The sequence below is a fragment of the Segatella bryantii genome, assembly GCF_022024215.1.
In the GTDB taxonomy this organism is placed as follows: Bacteria; Bacteroidota; Bacteroidia; order Bacteroidales; family Bacteroidaceae; genus Prevotella; species Prevotella bryantii.
This window is the reverse complement of sequence record NZ_CP091798.1, coordinates 1,196,809-1,209,081: the sequence shown is the minus strand read 5'-3', so window position 1 is coordinate 1,209,081 and position 12,273 is coordinate 1,196,809. Positions and strand designations below refer to the sequence as shown.

Annotated in this window: 8 protein-coding genes; 3 read left to right on the top strand and 5 right to left on the bottom strand. The window is 37.0% G+C overall.

The annotated features are described in order from the left end of the window. Positions 1–5 precede the first annotated feature (5 nt). From L6471_RS09080 to L6471_RS09060, 5 genes are all read right to left on the bottom strand, one after another. Complete coding sequence (locus L6471_RS09080) at positions 6–2,354, bottom strand: bifunctional dihydroorotate dehydrogenase B NAD binding subunit/NADPH-dependent glutamate synthase (RefSeq protein ID WP_237797198.1); 2,349 nt, start codon at positions 2,352–2,354, stop codon at positions 6–8. A gap of 152 nt (positions 2,355–2,506) precedes the next feature. After that, positions 2,507–3,799 carry a serine--tRNA ligase gene (gene serS, locus L6471_RS09075; protein ID WP_027452742.1) on the bottom strand — a complete coding sequence of 431 codons (1,293 nt, stop codon included), beginning with the start codon at positions 3,797–3,799 and terminating at the stop codon, positions 2,507–2,509. 249 nt (positions 3,800–4,048) lie between these two features. Next, complete coding sequence (gene rpmA, locus L6471_RS09070; RefSeq protein WP_006283089.1) at positions 4,049–4,336, bottom strand: 50S ribosomal protein L27; 288 nt, start codon at positions 4,334–4,336, stop codon at positions 4,049–4,051. 17 nt (positions 4,337–4,353) lie between these two features. Next, on the bottom strand, positions 4,354–4,671 hold the full coding sequence (gene rplU / locus L6471_RS09065; RefSeq protein WP_006283090.1) for a 50S ribosomal protein L21: 318 nt from the start codon (positions 4,669–4,671) through the stop codon (positions 4,354–4,356). Between the two features lie 586 nt (positions 4,672–5,257). Then, a complete protein-coding gene (locus L6471_RS09060; protein ID WP_027452741.1) occupies positions 5,258–7,552 on the bottom strand; it encodes an NADP-dependent malic enzyme in 2,295 nt (764 codons plus the stop codon). Between the two features lie 159 nt (positions 7,553–7,711). Here L6471_RS09060 and L6471_RS09055 point away from each other — a divergent pair, with 159 nt between their 5' ends. The 3 genes from L6471_RS09055 to L6471_RS09045 all read left to right on the top strand — a co-directional run bounded on the left by L6471_RS09055 (position 7,712) and on the right by L6471_RS09045 (position 12,243). After that, the gene (locus tag L6471_RS09055) at positions 7,712–8,371 is read left to right on the top strand and encodes a TetR/AcrR family transcriptional regulator (protein ID WP_083331727.1); all 660 of its coding nucleotides are present in this window, start codon (positions 7,712–7,714) and stop codon (positions 8,369–8,371) included. 574 nt (positions 8,372–8,945) lie between these two features. After that, positions 8,946–9,512 (top strand): xanthine phosphoribosyltransferase, encoded by a 567-nt coding sequence (xpt, locus tag L6471_RS09050; protein ID WP_027452739.1) that lies wholly within the window; start codon positions 8,946–8,948, stop codon positions 9,510–9,512. 205 nt (positions 9,513–9,717) lie between these two features. Then, the gene (locus tag L6471_RS09045; protein ID WP_237797197.1) at positions 9,718–12,243 is read left to right on the top strand and encodes a glycosyl hydrolase 115 family protein; all 2,526 of its coding nucleotides are present in this window, start codon (positions 9,718–9,720) and stop codon (positions 12,241–12,243) included. Positions 12,244–12,273 lie beyond the last annotated feature (30 nt).

Here is a 12,273-nt window from a genome sequence, read left to right as displayed (position 1 = left end):
TTTAATTAAACATCAGCCTGAAGCTTCTTATCCATGTTGGCTGCTGCCTTACGTCCATCACCCATGGCGAGAATTACAGTTGCACCACCACGAACAATATCACCTCCTGCAAAGAGATCGCTACGTGATGATTGCATTTCGTCATTTACGGCAATTGTATTTTTGCGGCCTAGCTCCAGACCAGGAATACTATTAGGTACCAGTGGATTAGGTGAAACACCTATAGCCACAATTACCTGATCACATTCCATAGTAACTGTCTCACCTGTAGGAACAGGACTACGACGTCCAGATTCATCCGGTTCGCCTAGTTCCATCACTTCAAGAACTGCAGCTTTTACTGCACCATTCTCATCTACAAGATATTCTTTTGGATTGTGAAGGGTCATAAAGTTGATACCTTCTTCTTTTGCATGTTTTACTTCCTCAAGACGGGCTGGCATTTCTTGTTCAGAGCGGCGATATACGATAGCGACCTCTGCACCTAAGCGTTTAGCTGTTCTACATGAGTCCATTGCAGTATTTCCACCGCCAACAACGATTACCTTTTTACCCAAATTAATAGGGGTATCTGTTGTTGGGTCTGCTGCGTCCATCAAGTTTACACGAGTAAGATACTCGTTGGAAGACATAATATTTAAGGCATTTTCGCCAGGTATATTCATAAAGCGAGGCAAGCCTGCACCTGATGCTACAAAAATACCCTTAAATCCTTTTTCTTCTAACTCCTCTACAGAAATAGTTTTACCGACTATACAGTCTGTAATAAAATGAACTCCCATTTTACGAAGGTTCTCTATTTCTACATCAACAATACGATTTGGTAATCTGAACTCTGGTATACCATATTTCAGTACGCCTCCTATTTCATGAAGTGCTTCGAATACAAATACATCATAGCCTTTCTTTACCATATCACCAGCAAAACTTAACCCCGCAGGGCCAGAACCAACAACTGCAACCTTAATGCCATTAGGAGTGGCCATTTGTGGTAATGCAACCTGTCCGCTCTGTCGCTCATAATCAGCAGCAAATCGTTCCAAATAGCCAATAGCAACAGCTTTACCACCCATTTTAATGTGAATACATTTACTTTCACATTGCTTTTCTTGTGGACAAACTCGTCCACAAACGGCAGGGAGGGCTGATGTATTTTTCAAGACTTTAGCAGCTGCAAGAAACTGGCCGCGCTCTATATTCTTAACAAATGAAGGAATGTTGATATTTACAGGACAGCCTTCTACGCATGAAGGTTTACCGCAATCTAAACAGCGTTTTGCCTCAAGTAGTGCCTGTTCTTTTGTTAATCCTATATTAACTTCTTCCAAACGTGTAGTTGCACGATACACAGGATCGAGTTCTGGCATGATTGCACGGTCAATAGCAGAGCGTTCTTTAGGTTTCATAGAAGCACGTAATTCCTTTCGCCATACAGAGTTACGATCAGTAAGTTCTTCTACAGTTTCATTTGTAGGCTCTACGTCCATCGCAATATCTGTTTTTTCGACAACCAAGTTATTATCGACTTGATTAATATGGTCCTGATAGTGCTCCATCTCTTCACGCTCTACAGCTTTGAATGTACCCATTCGCTTGAACATTTCGTCCCAATCAACAAGGGCACCATCAAATTCTGGTCCATCTATGCAGACAAATTTGGTTTTACCACCTATTGTCAGACGGCAAGCTCCACACATACCGGTACCATCCACCATAATAGTGTTAAGCGATACATCAGTAGGTAGATTATATTTTTGAGTAAGAAGACAGCAGAATTTCATCATGATAGGAGGCCCTATGGCAAATACTTTGTCGATGTGCTCCTGCTTTATAAACTTTTCTATACCAACAGTAACCACTCCTTTTTCGCCAGCGCTACCATCATCTGTCATAATGAGAGTTTCATCAGAATTTGCGCGTACATCATCCTCCATAATAATAAGATCTTTATTACGACCCGCAAGAACGGAGAGTACACGGTTACCTGCAGCTTTTAGGGCTTTTATAATAGGAAGCATTGGTGCAACACCAACACCACCACCTGCACAAATAACTGTTCCGAAATTTTCAATATGAGTTGGATTTCCAAGAGGTCCAACAATATCAGCTACGTTATCACCCTCGCTGAGGTTACAAAGTTTAGTAGATGACAGTCCCACCTCTTGTACAACGAGAGTAATTGTACCTTTCTCGACATCAGCATCAGCAATAGTCAAAGGCATGCGTTCACTTTTTTTATCTACACGTACAATTACAAAGTTGCCGGCTTTTCGACTCTTTGCAATCAAAGGAGCCTCTATTTCAAATTTAAAGACTCTTTCAGAGAACTGCTGTTTACTTACGATCTTGTTCATTCTTTTAGTTTTACTGGTATTATAAATGTTATATTTGTTTCTTGTATAAAATTGAGGAGTTAGTTAGATAGAAAAATAGATCTTATGAGAGAGTTGATAACAAAATAGAGTAGAGGTAAGGTTTAACCTCTACTCTATATCTATTTTAGTTTTTAATCGAAATTCTTATCGTCAAGCATTTCGAAGCCACAGTAAGGTACAAGTACCTTAGGTACACGAATACCCTCTGGGGTTTGATTGTTTTCAATGATAGAAGCTACTATACGTGGAAGAGCTAAAGCAGATCCATTCAAAGTATGAACAAGCTCTGTCTTTTTAGTTTCACTTCTGCGGAATCGACACTTCAAGCGGTTAGCCTGGTAGCTTTCAAAATTAGACACTGAAGAAACTTCAAGCCATCTTTTCTGAGCTGCGCTCCAAACCTCAAAGTCATAACAGATAGCAGATGTAAAACTCATATCACCACCGCAAAGACGAAGAATATGGTATGGCAATTCGAGTTTCTTTAATAAGCCTTCTACGTGATCCATCATCTCTTTCAAACTTTCATATGAATGCTCAGGAGTATCAAGACGAACGATTTCCACTTTGTCAAATTGGTGAAGACGATTCAAACCACGTACATCTTTACCATAGGAGCCTGCCTCACGACGGAAGCACGCTGAATAAGCACAACGCTTTATAGGAAGGTCCTTTTCATCAAGAATAACATCGCGGAAAATGTTAGTAACAGGTACCTCTGCAGTAGGGATAAGATAAAGATTGTCAAGGTTTGCGTGATACATCTGACCTTCTTTGTCAGGAAGCTGACCTGTACCATAACCAGAAGCTTCATTAACGACATAAGGAGGTTGAACTTCTAGATATCCACTTTTACGAGCCTCATCTAGGAAGAAAGCTTCCAGCGCACGTTGGAAACGAGCCATTTTACCAAGATATATTGGGAAGCCAGCACCGGTAATTTTAACACCAAGGTCAAAATCAACCAAATTATATTTTTTCAGAAGATCCCAGTGGCATAGAGCATCTTCTGGAAGTTCTGGCTTAAGTCCACCTTCTTTAACTACTACATTATCAGCTGCATCTTTACCTTCTGGTACATCATCATTTGGTACATTAGGGATAGATAACAGTGTTTCTGTCATATTCTTTTCGGCCTTGTCCATTTCGGCCTTAAGTTCTGCATCTGTTACCTTAAGAGCAGCTACTTGTTCCTTTATGGCATTAGCTTCGTCTTTTTTGCCTTCTTTCATCAATCCACCAATCTGCTTGGCCAACTGATTTTGCTGGGCCTTATTATTGTCGAGCTTCTGTTGAGCTTCGCGACGTGCTTTGTCAAATTCCAAAACTTTTTCGATAGCCTCTCGTGCACCATCAAAGTGTTTTTTCTCAAGGCCCTTGATCACCTTTTCAGTATTTTCGCTGATCAGTTTAAGTGTAAGCATATTCTATACTTTTTCTTTAAAATTTTATTTTATATTTAATCGCAAAAATACAAAAAACATAGGGAATAGCCAAAAATTTGTTTAGAAAAATAGTTGGCAAAAAGAATAAAGATCAAGAACAGGGTAGAAAATATAAAAATTGATAAGTGAATTATACAATTTCAGTAAGGTGGAAATAATGCATACGAAGAAAGCCAACTCCATAGAGTTGGCTTCTATTGTTTGTTTGGAATAAGATATTATCTTTAATTAAGCTTCAGCCTTTGTTTTAGCTGCGTAAGCTTCTGGTGAAAGAACAGATACTGTACTCTTGTTCTTCTTGCCTTTGTGGAAGTATACCAATCCATCTGCAAGAGCGTAAAGAGTATCGTCTTTACCCTGAGCAACATTCTCACCTGCATAGTGCTTATTACCACGCTGACGAACGATAATGTTACCAGCGATGATGCTCTGACCACCCCAGATCTTAACGCCTAAACGTTTTGAATGAGACTCACGACCGTTCTTAGAACTACCAACACCTTTTTTATGTGCCATCTTGAAATCCTCCTAATTTAAGCGATTACTGATTTAACTGTTACTTCAGTGAACTGTGCACGATGACCATTGCGAACGCGATAGTCCTTGCGACGCTTCATCTTGAAAACGATGACCTTGTCACCCTTAACAAGTGGGTTCACTACTTCTACTACTACTTTTGCACCATCTACAGTTGGAGCACCTACTGTGACATTGCCTTCTTTGTCTACAAGAAGAACTTTGTCAAACTCAACAGTTTTGCCAGCTTCTGCATCTTTGATGCGGTGCACGAAAAGCTTTTTGCCTTCCTCAGCTTTGAACTGCTGACCGTTAATTTCTACGATTGCGTACATTATTTTATAATATAAACGGTTTTCTCTGCCAGGCGGTCGACTTTTGTCTACACTTATTTGAGCCCGAACAGACTAAATCGGCTGCAAAATTACGAATATATTTTTAATTAATAAAGAATGAATTAACAGAAAAATGTTTTTTTAAGAAATATTATAGATTGTCGCCTATGTTTGATAAAAAAAAGCGATGACCTTCGCAGGCAACCGCTCCAAATCTTCAATAGGTATTAGTTTTTCTTAAGGTAAAAAGATTGTTTTCAGGATAACGGTAGCAAATTTAAATCTTTTTTTATAGTTTGCAAACATCTTCCAAGTTTTTTTTAAGATGATATGATTGTGTGCGTTAACATTAACATCTTTTAAAAAGAAATTAATGCAATCGTTTTAATTTTAGTATTTTTGGACCTAAAATGACCTTTCTTTAGTGTTTTTTAAAAATATTAATTTTACACAGAATAAATGTTACTTGATTAAAGTTTACTATATTATATAGTTCTTGCTATATATAAATAAGTCCTTCAGACAGAAAGAGTCTGAAGGACTTATACCTTATTTAAACGCTAATAATTAGTTTTTACTAATATGATTAGTCATCATTGTATTTTTTTACTTTTTCTACATATGCATCAATACATGCTATAGCCGTAACATTTACCACATCAGCTACACTACTTTCAAAATCAGTAAAGTGAATAGGTTTGTTCAATCCCATCTGAATAGGACCAATGATTTCAGAATCAGGGCTCAAACCTTGAAGGAATTTATATGCACCATTAGCACTACTTAAATTTGGGAATACTAAAGTATTGACATCCTTACCTTTAAGGCGAGTAAATGGATATTTATCATCACGTAATTGCTTGTTTAGAGCAAAATTAACTTGCATTTCACCATCTATCGCAAGGTCTGGATACTTTTCTTGCATATAGGCAACTGCATCATGTACTTTAACTGGACTACCACCTAAGTCTGTACCAAAGTTACTATAACTTAACATAGCAATAACAGGCTCTTCATTAAAGAAACGTACAGTATGCGCACTAAGTTTGGCTATATCAATAAGTACATTTTGGTCGGGATGACGATTAATTAGAGTATCAGAGATAAAATAAACGCCCTTAGGAGAGTTAACAATATGCATTGTGCCGAATGTATTATATTCTTTACGAATACCAATAACTTCCTTAGCTACTTTAATAGTATTACTATATCGGGTATACAAACCTGTAATGAAAGCATCTGCATCACCATTTTCTACCATTGACATACCAAAGTAGTTACGCTCATACATCTTATCGTAAGCTTCCTCAAAAGTAAATCCTTCGCGTGCGCGTTTTTCTGCTAAATGCTTTGCATAAGTAGCGCGACGTCCTTGCTCTTGGTCTGCACGCATATCGATAATCTGAATTTCGCTCAAATCAAGCTTTAGACGGTGGGCCAAACGATTAAGGCGATCTGGATTACCAAGCAAAATAGGGGTACAGAAACCTTCTGTCTTTGCCTGAACAGCAGCTTTCATCATTGTAGGGTGACCACCTTCTGCAAAAACAACACGCTGTGGATGAAGACGAGCTGTTTCATGAATCTTTCGTGTCAACTTGGTTTCTTGTCCCAAGAGTTGGCGTAATCTATCTTTATATGCATTCCAGTCAGTAATCGAAACACGAGCGACGCCACTATCCATGGCCGCCTTAGCTACTGCTGCACTTACTTCAGTAATAAGTCGTGGATCAACTGGTTTTGGAATAAAATATTTAGGGCCAAATGTTAAATCTGTTACATGATATACAGAATTTACGATATCTGGAACAGGCTGTTTTGCTAAGTCCGCAATAGCACGAACCGCAGCAAGTTTCATTTCTTCATTGATAGCTTTTGCATGAACATCAAGAGCACCGCGGAAGATATATGGGAAACCAATAACATTGTTTATTTGGTTAGGGTAATCGCTACGTCCTGTACTCATTAGTACATCAGGACGGCTTTCCATAGCTTCTTCATAGCTTATCTCAGGAACAGGATTAGCCAAAGCAAAAACGATAGGAGTGTCTGCCATAGAGCGAACCATGTCCTGTGTCAGGACATTACCTTTGCTTAAACCTAAAAATACATCAGCACCCTTAATAGCCTCTTCAAGAGTATGAACATCACGACGATCTGTAGCAAAGTACTTTTTCTGTTCATTTAAACCCTCACGATCACTAGTAATAACACCCTTAGAATCGAGCATTAATATGTTTTTACGCTGGGCTCCAAGAGCACAATACAATTTTGTACAACTAATTGCTGCTGCGCCGGCACCATTAACAACGATTTTTACATCCTCAATTTTTTTACCAGCTACTTCAAGTGCATTAATCAACCCAGCAGACGAAATAATAGCAGTGCCATGCTGATCATCATGCATAACAGGGATGTCAAGCGTCTTTTTTAGTCTTTCTTCAATATAGAAACATTCAGGAGCCTTAATATCTTCAAGGTTAATTCCGCCAAAAGTTGGAGCAATCTTTTCAACAGCTTCGCAGAACTTTTCTGGATCTTTTTCATCAACCTCGATATCAAAGACGTCTACACCACCATAAATTTTAAAGAGCAATCCTTTGCCTTCCATGACTGGTTTACCACTCATAGCACCGATATCACCAAGGCCTAATACTGCAGTACCATTACTTATAACAGCAACGAGATTACCTTTGTCGGTATATTTGTAGACATCATTAGGATTTGACTGGATTTCCAGACATGGAAATGCCACGCCAGGCGAATACGCTAGACTTAAATCTGTCTGTGTACGATAAGCTTTAGTAGGCTTTACTTCGATTTTTCCAGGGCGCCCATTCTCATGATAGGCGAGCGCTGCCTCCTTTGTAATCTTTACCATAAATTGTCGTTTGGTTTAGAAGTTTTTAGAAGGTGTTTGTGCAACACATGCATTTTTACCTTAATTATTGTAGTCTGTTTACAAAGTTAATAAAAAACAATAGAAAAGTAACGCATTTTTCATTTTTTTTGTAACTTTGCAACGTAAACGTTTACTTTTATGACACGAGCAGTTAAGATTCAGAGAATTAAAGGTATGTCTAAATACCGCATTGAGTTGCGTGGTAAAATACTTGATGTGGCTATTGAGGAATTTTTAGTTAATGGTATTAAGACCGTTAAAATGGATGATATCGCTAGTAAAATGGGTATCTCTAAACGTACTATGTATGAACTATTTACTGATAAAAAGACTTTAGTCTACCAGGCATGTGTCAAGCGAACTGAGGAATTTAATATCAAAATGAAGGAGTATGCTAGCCAGCCAGGACATAGTGTAATGGATATTTTACTAGAATACTTCCGTGAAAAGATGACTAACAATCGTAAAATTAGTTCAGAGTTTTATAGTAATTTGCACGATAAATTTCCTGAAGTCATAGAATATTATAAGGAGGTGCATGAAAAAGATCAACTTCAGACAAGAGAGTTTATCACTCGAGGAATAGAGGATGGATACTTCAGAAATGATATTGATTATGATGTGCTTACACATTTAATAAATATAACTATGCTCAATGTCATGAATCAAAAATTATATCATTCCTTGAGTATTAATTCCATAATTCGTAATTATTTGGTTGTCATTATTCAAGGATTCTGTACGTCCAAAGGATTCGATGAGATGAATAAAATTGTTTCTAAGTTAGATGAATTGTAATTTGATCTAATTCCCCATATTATATCTTTTTACTGTGTAAACAACATTATTATTGTTTTTAAAGTGGATTCATGAGTTAATAGTTTTGACTATTTTCTGTCTGTAATGGATCTGCTGTCAAATAATTTGTTAAAAAACAGCGTTTTCAAAAATCGTCATCTAGCTCAAAATATTCAACTTTTGATCGGCCTGTTTGGTCTTTTTTCTTCCCCTCGATTTTTTCTCCCGCCAAAACCACAGGTCCTAGGGGTCGAAAGCTAAGACTTTGTTCGCTAAACTCTATGACCTTATCGCATCAACCCTAAGCTTTCGACCCCTAGGACCTGTGGTTTTGGCGCCCATTTCTTGAATCGAAGAAATGCTAAATGTGTAACGTGTTGATATTCAGATAGATACGAAAATTCTTCAAAATTCACGTATTTGAGACATTCTTACATCGCAATTTCAAATACGCAAACCTCATGAGGGTTCTTGTCCGTAAAATTCAAAAATGCGGTTTAATGCACTTGATAAATTTGAGATAATTAAAATATTTTTTGTACATTTGCATGCATCAAATATTAAAAAGCGAGAAATGGACATATTAAAAGAGCGTATACTGAAGGATGGCAAATGCCTTCCTGGAGGTATCTTAAAAGTAGACAGTTTCGTTAATCATCAGATGGATCCTAATTTACTCAAAAAAGAAGCCATCGAGTTTATTCGACTATTTTCGGATACTAAAATTACTAAAATTCTTACAATTGAAGCTAGTGGCATAGCACCATCTATTATCGTAGGTTTACTACTAGATTTACCTGTTGTATTCGCAAAGAAAAAGACTCCTTCTACAATGGATAATATGTATCGCACAAAAATACATTCGTTTACGAAGCAACGTGATTATAATGTTGTAATTGCCAAAGAATATTTATCTCCCGACGATAGGGTTCTTTTTATAGATGATTTCTTAGCTTATGGAAATGCTGCTAAAGGTATTGCAGATATATGTCAGCAGGCAGGGGCAGAATTAGTGGGCATGGGCTTTATCATAGAAAAAGCTTTTCAACACGGTAGAGAGGTTCTTGAAAATATGGGCATTCGTGTAGAAAGTCTAGCTATAGTTGATTCTCTTGATAATTGTGAAATAAAACTTAGATAATGTTTATATTTTCTAGGTAAAATTTTAAAAACTATCGATGGCACTCATTATTTGAGTGCCTTTTTTTATCTAATGTAACAATAGATAAACTATTTGAAAATATTCGCAAAAAATAATCAAAGAGTTATTATTACCTTTGCATTCGCAATACAATTGCGATTTTACTCATAATATAAGTCTAAAAACTTAAATAATCAACTTAATAATGAAAAGACTAATTATTTCTGTATTTTGTATGTTTTCAGCTACAATATCATTTTCAGCTGAAAAATTTATTTCATATGCGCCTAGCGTAGAATCGTTTGCCCTTGCACAAAACGGGCAAGTTGTCAATTTGCTATGTGACTCTCTAGAAGATGAGGGTATACAAATGGCCATCAATAATTTACAAAATGACTTTCAATCAGTTACTGGTAATAAACCCACATTGCAGTCGACCGCTACATGCAGTTCGTGCATAATCATTGGTAGCTTAAAGTCCAGTTTTATAAAGAAACTAATGGCTACTGGCAAAATCAATAAGAAATCATTAGTCGGCAAACATGAGAAATATATTATTCAGCTGGTAGATAATCCTATGAAGGGGGTAAAAAAAGCTCTAATTATAGCGGGCAGTGATAAAAGAGGCACTATATATGGTGTATACGAATTATCTAAACAGATAGGCGTATCACCTTGGTATTGGTGGTTAGATGTGCCAGCTGAAAAACATAAGAATATTTATTTTAAAAAAGGAATTTATACAGATGGTGAACCTGCTGTAGCATATCGTGGTATATTCATTAATGATGAGCATCCATGTTTTGCACAGTGGAGTAATGAGAAATTTGGAGGTCAAAATCACAAGTGTTATTCACATATATTTGAGCTTTTACTTCGCCTTAAAGCCAATTATATGTGGCCAGCTATGTGGGGAAATGCGTTTTATGATGATGATCCTGAAAATGGTGTATTAGCAAATAAGATGGGAATCATAATGGGCACATCACACCATGAACCTATGGCATGTGCACAACAAGACTGGAAAAGAAGAAAAGGTCATGGTGAATGGAACTATATGAAAAACGGAAAAGAATTACGTGAGTTTTGGCGAGGAGGTATAGAGCGTGCAAAAAATTGGGAAACAATGGTAACTATAGGTATGCGCGGGGATGGCGACGAAGAAATGGATGGTACTGGAAACATAAAACTCATGCAGAATATCATCGACGATCAACGTAAAATTATAGCAGATGTAACAGGAAAAAAAGCAGAAAAAACTCCACAAGTTTGGGCCTTGTATAAAGAGGTCATGGATTATTACGACAAAGGTATGCGTGTACCTGATGACGTTATTATGATGTTATGTGATGATAACTGGGGAAATGTCAGACGTGTACCTACCGGAAAGGATCTTAATCATAAAGGAGGATGGGGATTATATTATCATGTAGATTATGTGGGAGCGCCTCGCAATACTAAATGGCTCAATGTTACACCTACTCAAAATATGCAAGAGCAATTGTCGCTTGCCTTCAATCATGGTATTCAGAAAATGTGGATACTAAATGTAGGTGATCTCAAACCTATGGAATATCCTATAAGCTATTTTCTTGACATGGCATGGAATCCTGATAGATTTTCTTGTACAGATGTAATTGAACATACCCAAAATTTCTGTGCCCAGCAATTGGGAGTTAAATATGCAAAACAAGCAGCAGATTTGCTTAATAAAAATGGTTGGCTAAATGGTAGAGTCACTCCAGAGATGCTTGATGCTAATACATATAATGTAGAAACTGGTGAATGGAAAGAAGTAGTAGGAGAGTATATGACTCTAGAAGCAGAAGCTTTGAGACTATATAACGAGTTGCCGAGTAATCTTCATGATACCTATAAACAGATTATTCTTTTTCCTATCCAAGCTATGGCTAATCTTTATCAGATGTACTATGCTGTGGCTATGAATCACTATTTGGCAAAACTTGGTGATATCTCTTGTGAAAATTGGGCTAAAAAAGCAGAAGAGGCATTTCTTCGAGATTCATTACTATGTGCAAGTTACAATCATGAGATTGCAGGAGGTAAATGGAACCATATGATGGATCAAAAACATATAGGCTATACTTCGTGGAATGATGCGTTCCCTAAAAACAAATTGCCAGAACTCATGCATTTATCTGCTCCTCAGAATGGTGGATATATTTTTGATGATAAAACGGCATATATATCAATAGAGGCCGCTCATTATTATAGTAAATCTGATGCCAATAATGCTCAATGGAAAGAACTTCCTTTCATAGGAAGAACCCTAAGCGGTATGGCTGTTCAACCATATACAGAATCGACAAATAATGCGTCTTTAACCTACAGATTTCGTCTAAATCCTATGGAAGATGGAGCAAATACATTTAAAATTCATGTTATAGTGAAATCTACATTGGATTATTTGAATAAAGGAGGAATGGAATATGAAGTAGCGCTTGATGGATGCAATGTTAAAACCGTTAATTTTAATGGAGATCTGAACGAAAAACCTGAGAATATATACAATAAATATTATCCAACAATCGCAAGGAGAGTCGTTGAAAATGTCATTGAATTGCCCGTTGAAACCGGTAAAGCGGGAGAATGGCATACTTTGACAATACATCCTAAAGATGCTGGCATTGTCTTTGAAAAAATAATCGTAGATGCAGGGGGATACAAGCCTTCATACTTATTTATGAAAGAATCAGCAAAACATAAATAAGAGCTATTAAATGATTTTTAGGTTATCTTG

Coding starts and splice junctions, on each gene's coding strand:
- L6471_RS09080 (WP_237797198.1), bottom strand. CDS start 2,354: ATGAACAAGATCGTAAGTAAACAGCAGTTCTCTGAAAGAGTCTTTAAA.
- xpt (WP_027452739.1), top strand. CDS start 8,946: ATGGACATATTAAAAGAGCGTATACTGAAGGATGGCAAATGCCTTCCT.
- serS (WP_027452742.1), bottom strand. CDS start 3,799: ATGCTTACACTTAAACTGATCAGCGAAAATACTGAAAAGGTGATCAAG.
- rplU (WP_006283090.1), bottom strand. CDS start 4,671: ATGTACGCAATCGTAGAAATTAACGGTCAGCAGTTCAAAGCTGAGGAA.
- rpmA (WP_006283089.1), bottom strand. CDS start 4,336: ATGGCACATAAAAAAGGTGTTGGTAGTTCTAAGAACGGTCGTGAGTCT.
- L6471_RS09060 (WP_027452741.1), bottom strand. CDS start 7,552: ATGGTAAAGATTACAAAGGAGGCAGCGCTCGCCTATCATGAGAATGGG.
- L6471_RS09055 (WP_083331727.1), top strand. CDS start 7,712: ATGACACGAGCAGTTAAGATTCAGAGAATTAAAGGTATGTCTAAATAC.
- L6471_RS09045 (WP_237797197.1), top strand. CDS start 9,718: ATGAAAAGACTAATTATTTCTGTATTTTGTATGTTTTCAGCTACAATA.